Genomic DNA, 16,208 nt, shown 5'->3' with positions numbered 1-16,208 from the left:
CCATGGCAACGACCACACCAGCCGGTGTGCGGGCTCACGCCAAGCACGGGGGAGGCTCCACGGCGGGCCACGCCCCGATGACACACCGGCAGATCATGGAGGCTCTGTCGGGCCTGCTCCTCGGCATGTTCGTGGCGATCCTGTCGTCCACGATCGTCTCCAACGCCCTGCCGCACATCATCGGTGACCTCGGCGGCGGCCAGTCCGCGTACACGTGGGTGGTCACCGCCGCCCTGCTGTCGATGACCGCGGCCACTCCCCTGTGGGGCAAGCTCGCCGACCTCTACAGCAAGAAGGCGCTCGTCCAGATAGCCCTGGTCATCTACGTCCTGGGCTCGGCCGCCGCCGGTCTGTCGCAGAACGCCGGCATGCTCATCGCCTGCCGCGTGGTGCAGGGCATCGGCGTCGGCGGTCTGTCCGCACTGGCGCAGATCGTCATGGCGGCGATGATCTCCCCGCGTGAGCGTGGCCGTTACTCCGGCTACCTGGGCGCCACGTTCGCCGTCGCCACCGTCGGCGGCCCGCTGCTGGGCGGTGTCATCACCGACACCTCCTGGCTGGGCTGGCGCTGGTGCTTCTACGTCGGTGTCCCGTTCGCGGTCATCGCGCTCATCGTGCTGCAGAAGACCCTGCACCTGCCCGTCGTGAAGCGGGACGTGAAGGTCGACTGGGGCGGTGCCTTCTTCATCTCCGCCGCCGTCTCCCTGCTGCTGATCTGGGTCACCTTCGCCGGTGACAAGTACGACTGGCTGTCCTGGCAGACCTACACGATGGTCGCGGGCTCGATCGTCCTCGGCGCGCTGTTCGTCCTCGTGGAGTCCAGGGCGAGCGAGCCGATCATCCCGCTGCGCCTGTTCAGGAACCGCACCATCACCCTGGCGTCCCTCGCCTCCCTGTTCGTCGGCGTCGCGATGTTCACCGGCACGGTGTTCTTCAGCCAGTACTTCCAGCTGGCCCGGGACAAGTCCCCGACGATGTCCGGCGTCATGACCATCCCGATGATCGGCGGTCTGTTCGTCTCCTCCACCGTCTCGGGCCAGTTCATCACCCGCACCGGCCGCTGGAAGGCGTGGCTGGTCAGCGGCGGCGTCCTGGTGACGGCCGGCCTGTGCCTCCTCGGCTCCATCCGGTACGACACCGCGTACTGGAAGATGGCGATCTTCATGGCGCTGCTGGGTCTCGGCATCGGCATGATGATGCAGAACCTGGTGCTCGCCACCCAGAACCAGGTCGCCCCGTCCGACCTCGGCTCGGCCAGCTCCACGGTCACCTTCTTCCGCTCCCTCGGCGGTGCGGTCGGCGTCTCGGCGCTCGGTGCGGTGATGTCCCACCGGATCACGCACTACGTCAAGGACGGCATCTCCGCCCTGAGCCCGAAGTACCAGGCGGCTCTGGCGGGCTCCAGCTCCACCGACAGCATCCCGGACATGAACAAGCTGCCGGCACCGCTGCGGACGCTCATGGAGAGCGCCTACGGCCACGGCATCGCCGACGTCTTCTTCATCGCCGGTTGCCTCGCCGCCCTCGCCTTCCTGATCACCCTGTTCATCAAGGAGGTCCCGCTGAAGACGAAGGGCGCGCTCGCCCAGGCCGCCGAGACCGAGGCCCCGGCCACAGCCCCTGTGGAGACCACCGCGACCACTGCGACCACTGCGGAGGACACCGTGCAGGAACCCGCGCACCAGCAGGTGCCCAGCTGGGCCGCCCCCGTCGTGTCGGACACCTTCGAGGCCACGGCCGCTGCACCGGCGGCGACCGCCGTCGCCACGCTCGCCGAGCCCGGTACCGGTGGCGGCACCCCGGTGCACGGCTTCGTCCGCGGCGCCGAGAGCGTCCCGGTGCCGCAGGCCGCGGTCACCCTGATCTCGCTGTCCGGCCGCCAGCTGGGCCGCGCGGTCGCCCAGGCCGACGGCTCCTACTCGGTCGACGCCCCCGGCACGGGGTCGTACGTCCTGATCGCCTCCGCCGACGGCTACCAGCCGCAGGCCTCCACCGTCGTGGTGGGCGAGGAGCCGGTGTCGTACGACATCCTGCTCAGCGGCACCAGCGGGCTGACCGGTGTGGTCCGGGCCGCCGGGAGCGCGCTGCCGGTCAAGGACGCCATGGTGATCGTCACCGACGTCCGCGGTGATCTGCTGGCCACCGCGGCCACCGGGGAGCAGGGCGACTTCGCCTTCACCGACCTGGTGCCGGGCGCGGTGACCATGGCGGTCAACGCGAGCGGGTTCCGTCCGCGCGCCCTGCCGGTCGAGATCGGTGCCACCGGCCTCACCCGGATCGAGATCGACCTGGACGCCGGCGCCCGCCTCCAGGGCGTCGTCCGGGCCCCGCACGGTCCGCTGGCCGACGCCCGGGTCACGCTCGTCGACCAGGCGGGCAACGTGGTCGGCACCGCCACCACCGGCACGGACGGCGCGTACGCCTTCACCGACCTGGACAGCGGCGAGTACACGGTCATCGCGACCGGTTACCCGCCGGTGGCGACGGCCCTGACCGTCGCCGGCCCGGGCGCCGACGGCCACGACATCGAACTCGCCCACCCCGGCGAGTAGTTCCGCCCGGCCCGTGGCGGGGCACGCTCCGACCGGAGGCGCCCCGCCACGGGCCGGTTCGTCGTACGACCATTTTGTAAGGCTTTTTGCAGGGAGAAAACGGGATGGGACTGACCGCGAAGATCCGCACGCGGGACGGGTGGGCCGTGTCGCACGCGGTCGTCACGGTGACCGACATGACCGGCACGCAGGTGCTGCGCGCCGAGGCGGACGCCGAGGGAGCCGTACGGGACGCCACCGAGCTGGCACCGGGGGCGTACACCGTGATCGTGACGGCCGTCGGCTACGCGCCCGCTGCCTCCTCCGCGATCGTCACCGCGAGCGGCCGGGCCGAGGTCGGCACGGTCACGCTGGCCCGTCAGGGCGGCACCGAACTGCCGCCGCCCGGGCCCTGGACCATCGACCCGGTGCACTCCTCCGTCGCCGCGGTCGCGCAGCACCTGGGGATCTCCAGCGTGCACGGCCGGTTCACGGAGTTCGGCGGCACGATCGAGATCGCACCGGACGACGTCACCAAGTCCCGCGTCGAGGCGGTGATCAGGGCCGGGTCCATCGACACGGGCAACGGCATGCGCGACGGGCATCTGAAGTCCGCGGACTTCCTCGACGTCGAGCGGCACCCGGAGATCACCTACCGCTCGACGGGCCTGACCCGGTCGGGCCCCGACCGCTGGACGGTCCACGGCGAGCTGTCCATGCACGGCGTGGTCCGCCCGGTCGACCTGGACCTCGCCTACCTCGGCACCGGCGCCGACCCGTGGGGCGGCACGCGGGCCGCGTTCCGCGCGACGGCCGAGCTGCACCGCGAGGACTTCGCGATGAACTACAACCAGGTTCTCCAGGCGGGCATCGCGGCGATCGGTACGACGCTGAAGGTGGAGCTGGACATCCAGGCGGTACAGGGAGATTCCCTGCCCGCGGTCTAAGGTGCTGGCATGGCACCGAACATCGCTACCAACACCCGCGTGTCGCTGGACGAGTTGCTCGCTTTCGTACGGCCCCGCCATCGCGCCCTGCTCATCACGCGCCGTGCCGACGGCGGGCCACAGGCCTCCCCGCTGACCTGTGGGGTCGACGACTCGGGGCGGATCGTCGTCTCCACCTACCCCGAGCGGGCCAAGACCCGTAACGCCAAGCGGGACGCCCGGGTGAGCCTGGTCGTGCTGAGCGACGAGTGGAACGGCCCCTGGGTCCAGATCGACGGCACGGCCGAGGTCATCGACACGCCCGACTCGGTGGAACCGCTGGTCGAGTACTACCGCAACATCGCCGGCGAACACCCCGACTGGGACGAATACCGCGAGGCCATGGTCAAGCAGGGGAAGTCCATCATCCAGGTGACGCCCGAGCGGTGGGGGCCGGTGGCGACCGGAGGGTTTCCGGCGCGGCTGGTGGAGGAGGGATAGCCGGGCTCAGCCCCGGCCGACCATCGCCTCGATACCGGCGATGAGCAGCTCCAGGGCGAAGTCGAAGTCCCGGTCCAGCATCTCGCCGACCGTGTCCCCGCCGCGGGCCGCCATGAGGTCCTTCGACTCCTCGACGACCTCCGCGGTCCGCGGGGCCTCGGTCACCTGGGCCATGGCGTGTTCGTAGTACTCGTCGGGGCTCAGCCCGGTGTCCGCGACCCTGGCGAAGAAGTGGCCCTCGATCGTGCCGAAGCCGTACACGAACTGGAAGACCGCCGAGATCGCCCCCATCACCCCGTGCGCGGGCAGCCCCGCCCGGCGGACGACCCGCTGGACGGCACGGGAGAAGGCCAGCGAGTTCGGGCCGATGTTGAGGTAGCGCCCCGCCAGCGGCGACAGCCAGGGGTGGCGCACCAGCAGGGCCCGGTACTCGACCGCCAGCCCGCGCAGCTGCTCGCGCCAGTCCTCCCCCTCGGCGTCCGGATCCGGCAGCCGCAGCTCGCCGAAGGCCGCGTCCAGGGCGAGTTCGAGCAGGTCGTCCTTGGTGTCGACGTACCAGTACAGGGACATTGCGGTGACGTTCAGCTCCGCGGCCAGCCGCCGCATGGAGAACTTCGCGAGGCCTTCGGTGTCCAGCAGTCGTACGGACGCGTCGGTGATCCGCGCCCGGTCGAGCCCGGAGGGCTGCCCGCCACTGCGGCCACCACGGCGGGCCTTGTCCTCCAGCCACACGCTGGCTCGCGCCGACCGACCTGCGTCCTTCACCACCGGCGCACCTTTCTGATTTCCGCCCACTGGTCCAACTTAAGGGGCGCGGGGCTGAGCTCTTAAGCAACCTTCCGGTCCGCCCGCTTCAACAGCCCCGCTGCCACAAACCCGCCCAGCAGCACAGCAACCGCCCCCACCGACTGACCGGCCCCGAGCGCAGAAGACAACGAATCCCCCGACGCCACGGAAGAGCTGAGCACAGCCCCCAGAACGGCGACACCGAGCCCGTTCCCGAACTCGGCAAGCGTGCCGTTGACACCGGCCCCCACCCCCGCCCTCTCCGGAGGAATCGCGCTCATGATCGCGTGCGCCATCGCCGGATTGGCCACCGCGCACCCCGCGCCGATCAGCAGCAGACCGAGCAACGTCCCGGCGTAACCGTCGGAGGCGACCGCGATGGCCACCAGTCCGGAGGACATCAGCGCCATCCCGAGCGCGATGGACACCGGCGTGCCCAGCCGGCCGGACCACTTCGCGGACAGGCCGGTGAAGTTGAGCAGCACCACGGTCAGGGCGAGGGGAGCGGTCCGCAGGCCCGCCTCCAGCGGCCCGTACCCGAGCACGAACTGCAGGTGCTGGGTCAGCAGGAACAGCGCGCCGCCCATCCCGAACATGATGAGCACGGCGCCGGCGACCGCGCCCGTGAACCGCCGGTCCCGGAAGAAGTGCGGGTCGAGCATCGGCTCGGCGATCCGGCTCTCCCACCGGACGAAGGCACCGAGGACCAGTACCGCCACGGCCGCCGTACCGAGCACCCGCGGGGAGGTCCAGCCGTGCGGCGGGCCGGAGATGACCGCGTAGACGAGCGAGGCCATGCCGATGGTGGACAGCAGCGCGCCGATCAGGTCCGGGCGGTCGCCGCGAGGGTTCTTCGACTCCGGTACGAGGGCCGTGACCGCGATCAGGGCGAGTGCCGCGACCGGGATGTTGACCAGGAACATCGAGCCCCACCAGAAGTGGTCGAGCAGGAAGCCGCCGATCACCGGACCGGCCGCGAAACCCAGCGCGTTGACCGCGCTCCAGGTCGCGATCGCCTTCGGCTGCTGCTCGGGGGTGAAGATCTGCATGGCCACCGCCAGCGTGGTGGTCACCAGCAGGGCGCCGCCGATGCCCATCCCGGCCCGCGCGGCGATCAACTGGCCGGTGGACCCGGCGAGTCCGGCCACCAGCGAGCCGGTGCCGAACAGGGCGAGCCCCGCGATGAGCATCTTCTTGCGGCCGTAGCGGTCGGCGGCGCTGCCCGCGGTGAGCAGCAGCCCGGACTGCACCAGGGAGTAGGCGTTGATCATCCACTGGATGTCCGAGGTGGCCGCGTGCAGCTCGCGGGTGAGCGAGGGGATGGCCACGTTCAGGACGGTGTTGTCGAGCAGCACGGTGAGCTGGGCGAGACAGATGACGCCGAGGATCAGCCAGCGCTGGGGGTGGCCTTGGGAGGTCTGGGGCGGAGAAGCCTGGGACACGGACATGTCGTACACCGTATAGGGGTTCCTATACGGTGTACGACACTTTTCCCGCCAACCGAATTCGGCTGGTCAGCCGCTCTTCTTCCGGGTGAGGTCGTAGAAGGTGGCCGAACCGACCGTGACCTTCTTGAAGGTGCTCTGGACCCACGAGCTGATCTGGGACGACGCACCGCTGCTGCTGCCGCCCATGCCTGCGCCCATGCCTCCGCCGGAGATGAAGTAGTGGATCTTCCCTTCCGCGACGTACTTCTTGAACTGCGCCAAGGTCGGGGACGGGTCGGTGCCGTTGAAGCCGCCGATCGCCATCACCGGGTCACCGGTGGCGAGCTGATAGCCGGCCGCGTTCTGGGACCCGATGGACGCGGCGACCCAGGTGTACTTCGAGGCGTCCGCCGCCAGCAGCTTCTTCGCGGCGGAGGACACGTTCGCGCCGTTCAGCAGACCGCCGACGCCACCGCCCATACGACCGCCCTCGCCCATCGGACCGCCGCCGGGGAAGCCGTTGCCGGTCCGGCCCTGGCTGCTCTGGCCCTGCTGGCCCGGCATGCCACCGCCGAAGCCACCGCCACCGGGGAAGCCGTTGCCGTTCTGCCGGCCCTGCTGGCCCTGGCCCTGCTTGCCCTGCTGACCCTGCCGGCCCGGCATCGCACCGCCGAAGCCGCCGCGCATGCCGCCGTTGCCGCCTCCGGGCCCCCGGCCGCCGCCGAAGCCCATCATGCTCGCGCCCGCCGGGCCCGCCGTCGGGATGGAGCCGGTGTGCGCGGAGTCCACCGTGCTCAGGGTGTACGCCGTCGGACCGGCGAGCGCGGCCACCAGGCCCACCGCCGCCGCCCCGAGAGCCAGCCGCCGGGAGATACGGCCGGCGAAGACCAGGCCCAGCGCGGCCGCCGTACCGCCGATCAGCACCAGCCACTTCAGCCAGGGGAGATAGGCCGAGGTGCGGTTGAGCAGGACGTAACCCCAGACAGCCGCCGCCACCACGGACGCGGCGAGGGTGATCGACGCCCAGGTCTCCCCCCGCCGCTCCCACAGCAGCCCGGCGCCCATGCCGACGACGGCGGCGAGGTAGGGCGCGAGCGCCACCGTGTAGTACTGGTGGAAGATGCCCGCCATGTAGCTGAAGACCGCCATGGTGATCAGCAGCGAGCCGCCCCACACCAGGAACGAGGCCCGCGTCACGGACGTACGGCGCAGCTTCCGGGTCGCCCACAGGCCCGCGACCAGCAGGATCAGCGCGGCCGGGAGCAGCCAGGAGATCTGGCTGCCGATCTCGGAGCCGAACATCCGGTCCCAGCCGGTCGCACCCCAGCGGCCGGAGCCGTTGCCGCCGCCCCCGCCGCCGACGCTGCCGGTCTCGTCGCCGTTGATGCGGCCGAGGCCGTTGTAGCCGAAGGTCAGCTCCAGGAAGCTGTTGTTCTGCGAACCGCCGATGTAGGGGCGGGAGGAGGCCGGCCACAGTTCGACGATCGCCACCCACCAGCCGCCGGCGACGACCAACGCGGTCGCGGCAAGGGCCAGTTGGCCGAGCCGCTTCCTCAGCTTCACCGGCCCGCAGACGGCGTAGACGATCGCCAGCGGCGGCAGGATCAGGACGGCCTGCAGCGTCTTGGCGAGGAAGGCGAAGCCGATCGCCGCCCCGGCCGAGACCAGCCACCTCGTCCGGCCGTCCTCCACCGCCCGTACGACGAAGTAGCAGGCCAGCGCCATCAGCAGGGCCAGCATCGCGTCCGGGTTGTCGAACCGGAACATCAGCGCGGCGACCGGGGTGAGCGCGAGCACCGCGCCCGCGACCAGACCCGCCACCGGGCTGAACCGGCGCCGTACTCCCGCGTAGACGACCGCCACCGTGCCGACGCCCATGAGGACCTCGGGTGTGAGGATCGCCCAGGAGTTCAGGCCGAAGATCCGGACCGACAGCTCCATCGGCCACATGAAGGCCGACGGCTTGTCGACGGTGATGGCGTTGCCCGCGTCCAGCGAGCCGAAGAAGAACGCCTTCCAGGACCTGCTGCCCGCCTGTACGGCCGCCGAGTAGAAGGAGTTGGCGTAACCGGAGGCGCTGAGGTCGTACAGGTAGAGCAGGAGGGTGGCGGCCAGCAGGCCGAGGAAGGCCGGGCGCACCCAGCGCGGGTCCTCGGGCCGGCCGCGCCACAGTCTGCGCGGGAACGGCTGCTTGGCTTCGCCGGCCCGGTGCGGCTGCGGGGGAGCGGTGGGGGGCGGCCCCCACACGGCCGTACCGCTCTGCTGGTCGTGCTGCGTGGTCATCGGGCATCCCCCGGGTCGGTGTCGTGCGGGCGCACCGGCTGCAGCCGCATGGTGGCGTCCGTCTGGGTCTGGTACGGCTCGTACGACGGGTGCCGCACCGGGCGCTGGGGCAGCGGCGCGTACGGAGCGTTCGTGCCGTACGGCGGGGTCGTGCCGTACGACGGGGCGACCGCCGTCGGGCCGGTGCCGGTGCCGGAGTCGTCGCGGTCCGGGAACACCCAGGCACGGAAGAGCAGGAACCGCAGCACGGTCGCGGCGAGGTTGGCGGCGATGAGCACCGCCAGTTCGGTGGAGTGCGCCGGGCTGGAGCCGGCCGCGTTCAGGGCGGCCAGGGAGCCGCTGGTCAGTGCGAGACCGATGCCGAAGACGACCAGGCCCTGTGCCTGGTGCCGTACGGCGCCGCCCCGGCCGCGCACCCCGAAGGTGAGCCGGCGGTTGGCGGCCGTGTTGGCGACCGCCGAGACCAGCAGCGCGAGCGCGTTGGCGGTCTGGGAGCCGGAGAACTGCCGGAAGACGCTGTAGAGCAGGAGGTAGAAGAGGGTCGACAGGCCTCCGACGACACAGAAACCGACGAGCTGACGGGCCAGCCCCGTGGGGACGTTGGTCAGCTCGCGGTCACGCGGGTCGTCGCCGAAGGGCCGGGTGAGCCGGTCCAGCGGGAGCGACCCGGTGGCCAGCGCCCTGCCGACCCGCCACACGCCCTTGAGGTCGTCGGTCGCGGTCTTCACGATGTGCACGGTGGAGTCCGGGTCGTCGACCCAGTCGACCGGCACCTCGTGGATCCTGAGCCCCGCGCGCTCGGCGAGCACCAGCACCTCGGTGTCGAAGAACCAGCCGGTGTCCTCCACCAGCGGCAGCAGCACCTGCGCCACGTCGCGCCGGATGGCCTTGAATCCGCACTGGGCGTCGGAGAAGCGCGCCTGGAGCGAGCCGCGCAGGATCAGGTTGTAGGCCCGGCTGATGAACTCCCGCTTGGGACCGCGCACGACCCGGGAGGTGCGGGTCAGCCGCGAGCCGATCGCGAGGTCCGAGTGACCGGAGATCAGCGGCGCCACCAGCGGCAGCAGGGCGTTGAGGTCGGTGGACAGGTCGACGTCCATGTAGGCGAGGATCGGCGCCTCGGACGCGGACCACACGGCCCTGAGGGCCCGTCCGCGGCCCTTCTGCTCCAGGCGGAAGTTGGTGACCTCGGGGATCTCCGCCGCCAGCCGCGCGGCCACCTGCGGGGTGGTGTCCGTGGACGCGTTGTCCGCGATCGTGATGCGGAAGGCGTACGGGAAGGTGCGCGTGAGGTGCTCGTGCAGTCTGCGGACGCACGGCTGGAGGTCCTTCTCCTCGTTGTGGACGGGGATCACTACGTCCAGGACAGGCGTACCGGCGTCGCCGGCCGGGAGGTGCTCCCGCGCCGGCAGGGTGCCGGGAGAAGAGTCGGTTCGCATGGAACCGACTCAACTCAAGTGCCCTGTTGCACCCATGTGGTGGCACTGTGCTGTGCCTGTGAGTGCGATTGCCGGTTGGTTTCGGGCGCGGGCTGCGGGACGGCGGGGGTGAGGGCCGGCAGGTGCACGGTGAACACGGTCCGGCCAGGAACGCTGTCGACGGTGACGGCACCGCCGTGCGCGGCCGCGACGGCCTGCACGATGGCGAGGCCGAGGCCCGTGGATCCGGTGGCGCGGGAGCGGGCGGAGTCCCCCCGGGCGAATCGCTCGAAGACGTGCGGGAGCAGCTCCGGCGGGATGCCCGGCCCGTTGTCCTCGACGTCGACGCACATCCACGGCCCGCGCCGCTGCACGCGCGCGGTGACGGTCGTACCGGGCGGGGTGTGCTTGCGCGCGTTGCCGAGCAGGTTGACCAGCACCTGCTGGATCCGTGCCGCGTCCGCCGACACGAGCGCGGGCTCGTCGGGCAGGTCCAGCCGCCAGTTGTGGTCCGTCCCGGCCGCACGGGAGTCGCTGATGGTGTCCACGACGAGCGGGATCAGATCGGTCTGCTCGAACTGGAGCGGCCGGCCCGCGTCGAGCCGGGCGAGGAGGAGGAGATCCTCGACGAGGAGGGTCATCCGGCCCGCCTCCGACTCGATCCGGCCGAGCGCGTGCCGGGTGTCGGGCCCTACCTGCTCCCGCCCGCGTCGGGTGAGTTCCGCGTACCCGCGGATGGAGGCGAGCGGAGTCCTCAGCTCATGACTGGCGTCGGCGACGAACTGCCGTACCCGCATCTCGCTCTGCTGCCGGGCGTGCAGGGCGCCGTGCACATGGTCCAGCATCCGGTTGAGCGCGGCGCCGACCTGGCCGACCTCGGTGTGCGGATCGCACTCGGACTCCGGAACCCGCTCACTGAGGTTCACCTCGCCGGTGTGCAGCGGGAGTTCGGAGACCCGGGTGGCGGTGGCGGCGACCTTGCGGAGGGGGCGGGTGGCCACGCCGACGATCACGGTCCCCGCGAGGGTGGCGGCGATGAGACCGGCGGCGGTGACGCTGATCTCGACGAGGATGAGGGTACTGATGGTGCCGTCGACGTCCGTGGTCGGGAGGGCGACGTAGTAGCCGCTCTCGTACTGGACGCGGTACGTACCGAGCCCCGGAAGCTCCGCGCTGTGCGCATTGCCGTCCCGGACGACCTCGCCGAGGGCGGTCTTCTGGGCGGCGGTGAGGTCCTGGGCGCTCATGTCGAACGTCGACGTGGACTTCTTGCCGACCTTGCCATCGGTGACGGAGCCGCCCACGACCGTGGCCGCGACCGTGCCGCCGGGCTGGGGGCCGTGCCGGACGAACTCGCTGAGGTCGGTCGCCTTGCGGCGTGGGTTCCGTCGCATGCCCTGGCCGGGCAGGCCGACGTCCTTGTCCGGGCCGGGCGGCACGCCCGACGCACGCGCCGCGGCCTCACGCAGTTGCCCGTCCAACTGGCCGTACAGATGGGTCCGCAGCGCCAGCGTCGTCACCGTCCCGATCACCGCACACACGACGGCGATCAGCACCACGGAAGCGACGACGAGCCGCCCCCGCAGGGTGCGCGGCTGTCCCGCTCGTCGCTTCCGCGGACCCGGCCGTCGTCGCCCGCTCACGACACGGCGGGCTTGATCAGGTAACCGGCCCCACGCCTGGTGTGGATCATCGGCTCGCGCCCCGCGTCGATCTTCCGCCGCAGATAGGAGATGTACAGCTCGACGACGTTGGCCTGCCCGCCGAAGTCGTACGACCACACCCGGTCCAGGATCTGCGCCTTGCTGAGCACGCGCCGCGGGTTGCGCATGAGGAAGCGCAGCAGCTCGAACTCGGTGGCGGTGAGGTGGATGCCCTCGCCGGCCCGGCTGACCTCGTGACTGTCCTCGTCCAGCGTCAGGTCGCCGACGACGAGCACGGAGTCGGACCGCCGGTCGGCGGCCCCGGACCTCCGGATGAGCCCCCGCAGCCGCGCCACGACCTCCTCCAGGCTGAACGGCTTGGTGACGTAGTCGTCGCCGCCGGCGGTGAGCCCGGCGATACGGTCCTCCACCGCGTCCTTGGCGGTCAGGAAGAGGACGGGCACGTCCGGCAGTTCGCGCCGCAGCCGCCCGAGGACGGTCAGCCCGTCCATGTCGGGCAGCATCATGTCCAGCACGACGGCGTCGGGCCGGAACTCACGGGCGCTCTGGATGGCTCCCTGTCCGTCCCCCGCACTCCTGATCTGCCAGCCCTCGTAACGAAGTGCCATGCTCAGCAGTTCGGTGATCGACAGCTCGTCGTCCACCACAAGCACTCGGACGGGGCTCCCGTCCGGCCTCAGCAGTTCGGTGCGCCCCTGGGGCGAGGTCGTGGTCATGGTGCACACCTTGTCGGGGTCCTCTGAGAAGAGGCTTTCCCCCATCTGTGATTTTCCTGAGAAACACACAGGCACCTCTCAGGCGGCCCCTGGGAAACGGTCACTCCCGCGAAGACGCGCGCGTGCTCGACCCCGGCGAGGTCCCGGAAGTACTTCGATCACTCATGTCAACCACGGTCGGGTGCGGCCCTGTTCGGCGTCCGTGCCCCTTGCCGAAAGGGATCCGTACGGGATGCGAGTCTTTGCCTCACCCCCCCTGGAATCCCGGAAGCCTCAGAACAGGCCCTCCGGCCGTCGTGTGAACTCCCGGACGGGGAAGCTGAGTCCAGCGGCCCCCTCAGCCGCAGGGGGCACCAGCTCCCAGCCGGTCATCAGCCGCGTGTCGAGCACCACCACCCCACGCCCGCCGACCGCCAGATGCAGATCGGGCCCGGCTGCGGCGACCAGCTCACCACTCACACCGCCACCCGGGACGAGCTCCACGACTTCCCCGAAGGCGACCGGAACGCCGGCGAGCCCGAACACACCCATGTGATCGATGACTTCACAGGGCTCCGGACGCAGGGAATCGGGCCATCCGCTGAGCGCCACGGCCCGCGCATGCAGCTCCCGCACCTGAGCCGCACGCTCCTCCTCGGTCCCCGGCAACGCCGACCGCACCGCGCGCTTCTCGGCGTACGGAATCCGGTCCGGCACCTGGAGCGCGGCCCGCAGCAGCTCCTCGGCGCGCCGGGCAGCCATCAGCGGGCCGGTGCCGAGCCGGCTGAAACAGACGGCGCCCTGCTCCAGCAGCCGGGCCGAGCCCCGCTCGACCGCGGTGATCCCGACCTTCACCATGCCGGGGCCGAACCACGCGAGATACACCCGGTACGGCCGCGGGTCGTCGGCGAACGTGTCGGCGGCCACGGAGTGCGCCCGGTCCAGCCGCGCGCACTCCTCGCACCGGGCCCCCGTACTCCGCCCCGGCACCACGGCCCGCACCGGACAGGCATGCCCCCGCGCCCCCACGCACGTCCGCACGCCCCCTTCCGGCACGGCGAAGCCGACCCGCTTCCCCCGGGGCAGCGCACTGCACCGCCCGCCGTCCCACACCAGCACGGGACCCTCCGGCGACCAGCGCAGTCCCGAGCATTTCCATACCTGTGCCATCACTCGTGAGGGTAAGGGGCAGGTCTGACAACGGCTTCCGGGCGGCGGAGCGGCCTGGGCCGGGCGACGTTCCTCGGCAGCCGTCTGCCGCCGCGCCGGTGTCAGTCCTGGCATCCGCAGCCGCTCGCGGTCTTGGCCTCAGCGACAGTGGTCGGCGGATCGGTGACCTGCTCGTCGGGCGTGCAACAGCTGGTCACGCCGCAACAGACGGCCGCCGCGGCGGGGCCGTCCGTCTCGGGGGCGCCGGCGGGCTTCACGGCGCGGACGATCGCGGAGTGCATGCCGTCGGCGACCGGGTGGGTGGGAGTGATCTCGACGTCCGTGAAGCCGGCCGCCTCGAGGCCCCGGCGGTACTCGGCGAAGGACAGGGCCCCGGCGATGCAGCCGACGTGGTCACCGCGCTCGGCCCGCTGCTCGGGGCCGAGGGTGTCGTCGGCGACGACGTCCGAGACGCCGATGCGACCGCCGGGCTTCAGGACCCGGAAGGTCTCGGCGAACACGGCAGGCTTGTCGACGGACAGGTTGATCACACAGTTCGAGATCACCACGTCGATGGTGTTCGCCGGCAGCGGGATCGCCTCGATGGTGCCCTTGAGGAACTCCACGTTCGTCGCACCCGCCTTCTCGGCGTTGGCCAGAGCCAGGGCGAGCATCTCGTCGGTCATGTCCACCCCGTACACCGTGCCGGTGGGACCGACACGGCGGGCGGAGAGGAGGACATCGATGCCCCCGCCCGACCCCAGGTCGAGGACGCGTTCGCCCTCACGCAGTTCAGCGACAGCGGTCGGGTTGCCGCAGCCGAGCGACGCGGCGACCGCCTCCGCGGGCAGGGCGTCCCGCTGATCGGCGGCGTACCGGGTCGAGCCGAAGTTCTCGTCGGCCTCGACCCGCTGCGACCCGCAGCAGGCGATGCCCCCCTCGGTCACCTTCACGGCCGCCGCCGCGTAGCGCTGACGGACGGTTTCGCGCAGGTCAGTGGACTGCTCGCTCATGGCTCGCCCCCAGAGGACGGGGCACGACGATGCCCCGGAACGGCTTGTATTGACGTTCATTGATGAAACCTTGCGCGCTGAATCGAAAAACGTCAACATAGAGGCATGTCGAAACAAGAGCTTGAGGTGATCGGCCAGGACGACACCTGCTGCGCCGGACTGTCCGCCGCCCCCTTGGACGAGAACCAGGCGGCCGACCTGGCGAAGGTGTTCAAGGCCCTGGGCGACCCGGTCCGGCTGCGGCTGATGTCGATGATCGCCTCTCGCGGGGAGGGCGAGGTCTGTGTGTGCGAACTGACCCCGGCCTTCGAGCTGTCCCAGCCGACGATCTCCCACCACCTCAAGCTGCTCCGGCAGGCCGGACTCATCGACTGCGAACGGCGCGGGACCTGGGTGTACTACTGGGTCCTGCCCGGCGTCCTGGACCGGCTTGCCGCATTCCTGACCGCACCGCGGACTGCCGGAGCCGGCGCGTGAGCGCCCCCTTGGGCCGACGCCTCGCCGCTGAGGCCGTCGGCACCGGGCTGCTGGTGACGGTGGTGGTCGGTTCCGGCATCCAGGCCACCGAGCTGTCGCACGACGTGGGCGTGCAGCTGCTCGCCAACTCCCTCGCCACCGTCTTCGGCCTGGGCGTGCTGATCGCCCTGCTCGGGCCGGTTTCCGGCGCACACTTGAACCCGGCCGTCACCCTCGCCGCCTGGTTCACCGGCCGCCGCAGGGCCGACGGCCTCTCCCTGCGGGACGTGGCCGCGTATGTGCCCGCGCAGATCGCCGGGGCCGTCGGCGGAGCGATCCTGGCCGACGCGATGTTCGCCAGGCCGCTGGTCGAGTGGTCCACGCACGACCGGTCCGCCCCTCACCTGTGGCTCGGTGAGGCGGTCGCCACGGCCGGGCTGATCCTGCTGGTCTTCGGCCTCGACCGCGTCGGCCGGACATCCCTGGCGCCGACGGCCGTGGCCTCGTACATCGGGGCCGCCTACTGGTTCACCTCCTCCACCTCGTTCGCGAACCCGGCAGTGACCATCGGCCGGGCCTTCACCGACACCTTCGCCGGCATCGCTCCCGCCTCCGTCACCCCGTTCATCGCCGCGCAACTGGCCGGAGCCGTGCTCGGGCTGGGCGCCGTCCTGACGGTGTACGGCCGTCCTGCCCCCGCCGGGGACCAGGTCGTCGCACCGCACGGCGAACCCGAACTCGCCTCCTCCTGACCTCCTCCGCCCTCCTGGAAGGACGCCCGCCATGAGCACCCCCGCCGCGCGGCCCTCGGTCCTGTTCGTCTGCGTCCACAACGCCGGCCGTTCCCAGATGGGCGCCGCCTACCTCACTCACCTCGGCGGCGACCAGGTCGACGTCCGCTCGGCCGGCTCCGCCCCCGCCGACGCGGTCAACCCGGCCGTCGTCAAGGCCATGGCCGAGGTGGGCATCGACATCTCCGCCCAGAAGCCGAAGACCCTCACCACCGAGGCCGTGCAGTCCTCGGACGTGGTGATCACGATGGGCTGCGGGGATGCCTGCCCGGTCTTTCCCGGCAAGCGGTACCTGGACTGGCAGCTGGACGACCCGGCGGGTCGAGGAGTCGACGCGGTCCGGCCCATCCGGGACGAGATCGAGCAGCGCGTGCGTGCCCTGCTCACAGAACTCGGCGTCCCAACGACGGCATGACGAACTGCGGTTGGGGGACGCACGCGGGTGATCGCACCGCCGAGGTCATCGAGGTGCTCTAGGTGTGCTGACTGGACAGGTTGGTGACGCGGCTGGCTGGTGTTCGGCCGCCGATGCCGGTGTGGGGTCGGTGGTAGTTGTACCAGTCCAGCC

The 16,208-nt window shown here is 71.2% G+C and carries 14 protein-coding genes; 6 read left to right on the top strand and 8 right to left on the bottom strand.

What is annotated here, in order from left to right:
• Positions 1 to 2: 2 nt before the first annotated feature.
• From ACFYZB_RS36260 to ACFYZB_RS36250, 3 genes are all read left to right on the top strand, one after another.
• Positions 3 to 2,552, top strand: coding sequence for an MFS transporter (locus tag ACFYZB_RS36260; protein ID WP_388765774.1), 2,550 nt, complete (start codon positions 3 to 5; stop codon positions 2,550 to 2,552).
• 104 nt (positions 2,553 to 2,656) lie between these two features.
• Positions 2,657 to 3,478, top strand: coding sequence for a YceI family protein (locus ACFYZB_RS36255; RefSeq protein WP_388765773.1), 822 nt, complete (start codon positions 2,657 to 2,659; stop codon positions 3,476 to 3,478).
• A gap of 9 nt (positions 3,479 to 3,487) precedes the next feature.
• Entirely contained in the window at positions 3,488 to 3,958 is a 471-nt protein-coding gene (locus ACFYZB_RS36250) for a PPOX class F420-dependent oxidoreductase (protein ID WP_388765771.1), read from the top strand.
• Positions 3,959 to 3,964: 6 nt separating this feature from the next.
• Here ACFYZB_RS36250 and ACFYZB_RS36245 read toward each other — a convergent pair whose 3' ends face one another.
• The 8 genes from ACFYZB_RS36245 to arsM all read right to left on the bottom strand — a co-directional run bounded on the left by ACFYZB_RS36245 (position 3,965) and on the right by arsM (position 14,393).
• The gene (locus ACFYZB_RS36245; RefSeq protein WP_388765770.1) at positions 3,965 to 4,726 is read right to left on the bottom strand and encodes a TetR/AcrR family transcriptional regulator; all 762 of its coding nucleotides are present in this window, start codon (positions 4,724 to 4,726) and stop codon (positions 3,965 to 3,967) included.
• 59 nt (positions 4,727 to 4,785) lie between these two features.
• Positions 4,786 to 6,192 (bottom strand): MFS transporter, encoded by a 1,407-nt coding sequence (locus ACFYZB_RS36240; protein ID WP_388765767.1) that lies wholly within the window; start codon positions 6,190 to 6,192, stop codon positions 4,786 to 4,788.
• A 66-nt stretch (positions 6,193 to 6,258) separates the two neighbouring features.
• On the bottom strand, positions 6,259 to 8,454 hold the full coding sequence (locus tag ACFYZB_RS36235; protein ID WP_388765765.1) for a glycosyltransferase family 39 protein: 2,196 nt from the start codon (positions 8,452 to 8,454) through the stop codon (positions 6,259 to 6,261).
• A complete protein-coding gene (locus ACFYZB_RS36230; protein WP_388765762.1) occupies positions 8,451 to 9,893 on the bottom strand; it encodes a glycosyltransferase in 1,443 nt (480 codons plus the stop codon). The genes ACFYZB_RS36235 and ACFYZB_RS36230 overlap by 4 nt, the downstream gene beginning before the upstream one ends.
• 14 nt (positions 9,894 to 9,907) lie before the next feature.
• Positions 9,908 to 11,515 (bottom strand): ATP-binding protein, encoded by a 1,608-nt coding sequence (locus ACFYZB_RS36225; RefSeq protein ID WP_388765760.1) that lies wholly within the window; start codon positions 11,513 to 11,515, stop codon positions 9,908 to 9,910.
• Positions 11,512 to 12,252 (bottom strand): response regulator transcription factor, encoded by a 741-nt coding sequence (locus ACFYZB_RS36220; protein WP_351208662.1) that lies wholly within the window; start codon positions 12,250 to 12,252, stop codon positions 11,512 to 11,514. Before ACFYZB_RS36220 ends, ACFYZB_RS36225 begins: the two co-directional genes overlap by 4 nt.
• Positions 12,253 to 12,525: 273 nt before the next feature.
• The gene (locus ACFYZB_RS36215; protein ID WP_388765758.1) at positions 12,526 to 13,401 is read right to left on the bottom strand and encodes a DUF2797 domain-containing protein; all 876 of its coding nucleotides are present in this window, start codon (positions 13,399 to 13,401) and stop codon (positions 12,526 to 12,528) included.
• A 101-nt stretch (positions 13,402 to 13,502) separates the two neighbouring features.
• Positions 13,503 to 14,393 carry an arsenite methyltransferase gene (arsM, locus tag ACFYZB_RS36210; protein ID WP_388765756.1) on the bottom strand — a complete coding sequence of 297 codons (891 nt, stop codon included), beginning with the start codon at positions 14,391 to 14,393 and terminating at the stop codon, positions 13,503 to 13,505.
• 105 nt (positions 14,394 to 14,498) lie between these two features.
• On the opposite strand from arsM, the gene ACFYZB_RS36205 reads away from it, so the two are divergent.
• The 3 genes from ACFYZB_RS36205 to ACFYZB_RS36195 are packed head-to-tail and all read left to right on the top strand — an operon-like array spanning position 14,499 to position 16,055.
• Complete coding sequence (locus ACFYZB_RS36205; RefSeq protein WP_351208659.1) at positions 14,499 to 14,870, top strand: metalloregulator ArsR/SmtB family transcription factor; 372 nt, start codon at positions 14,499 to 14,501, stop codon at positions 14,868 to 14,870.
• Positions 14,867 to 15,601: an aquaporin gene (locus ACFYZB_RS36200; protein WP_388765754.1), complete on the top strand. Its 735-nt coding sequence runs from the start codon at positions 14,867 to 14,869 to the stop codon at positions 15,599 to 15,601. Before ACFYZB_RS36205 ends, ACFYZB_RS36200 begins: the two co-directional genes overlap by 4 nt.
• 31 nt (positions 15,602 to 15,632) lie before the next feature.
• Positions 15,633 to 16,055, top strand: coding sequence for an arsenate reductase ArsC (locus tag ACFYZB_RS36195; protein ID WP_388765752.1), 423 nt, complete (start codon positions 15,633 to 15,635; stop codon positions 16,053 to 16,055).
• Positions 16,056 to 16,208 lie beyond the last annotated feature (153 nt).

It is taken from the genome of Streptomyces sp. NPDC001852, assembly GCF_042891825.1.
Lineage (GTDB): Bacteria > Actinomycetota > Actinomycetes > Streptomycetales > Streptomycetaceae > Streptomyces.
This window is presented reverse-complemented; position numbering and strand designations above follow the sequence as displayed.

Bases quoted from the DNA above. Each gene is read 5' to 3' on its own strand.
- ACFYZB_RS36260 (WP_388765774.1), top strand. From the start codon at position 3: ATGGCAACGACCACACCAGCCGGTGTGCGGGCTCACGCCAAGCACGGG.
- ACFYZB_RS36255 (WP_388765773.1), top strand. From the start codon at position 2,657: ATGGGACTGACCGCGAAGATCCGCACGCGGGACGGGTGGGCCGTGTCG.
- ACFYZB_RS36250 (WP_388765771.1), top strand. From the start codon at position 3,488: ATGGCACCGAACATCGCTACCAACACCCGCGTGTCGCTGGACGAGTTG.
- ACFYZB_RS36240 (WP_388765767.1), bottom strand. From the start codon at position 6,192: ATGTCCGTGTCCCAGGCTTCTCCGCCCCAGACCTCCCAAGGCCACCCC.
- ACFYZB_RS36235 (WP_388765765.1), bottom strand. From the start codon at position 8,454: ATGACCACGCAGCACGACCAGCAGAGCGGTACGGCCGTGTGGGGGCCG.
- ACFYZB_RS36230 (WP_388765762.1), bottom strand. From the start codon at position 9,893: ATGCGAACCGACTCTTCTCCCGGCACCCTGCCGGCGCGGGAGCACCTC.
- ACFYZB_RS36220 (WP_351208662.1), bottom strand. From the start codon at position 12,252: ATGACCACGACCTCGCCCCAGGGGCGCACCGAACTGCTGAGGCCGGAC.
- ACFYZB_RS36215 (WP_388765758.1), bottom strand. From the start codon at position 13,401: ATGGCACAGGTATGGAAATGCTCGGGACTGCGCTGGTCGCCGGAGGGT.
- arsM (WP_388765756.1), bottom strand. From the start codon at position 14,393: ATGAGCGAGCAGTCCACTGACCTGCGCGAAACCGTCCGTCAGCGCTAC.
- ACFYZB_RS36205 (WP_351208659.1), top strand. From the start codon at position 14,499: ATGTCGAAACAAGAGCTTGAGGTGATCGGCCAGGACGACACCTGCTGC.
- ACFYZB_RS36195 (WP_388765752.1), top strand. From the start codon at position 15,633: ATGAGCACCCCCGCCGCGCGGCCCTCGGTCCTGTTCGTCTGCGTCCAC.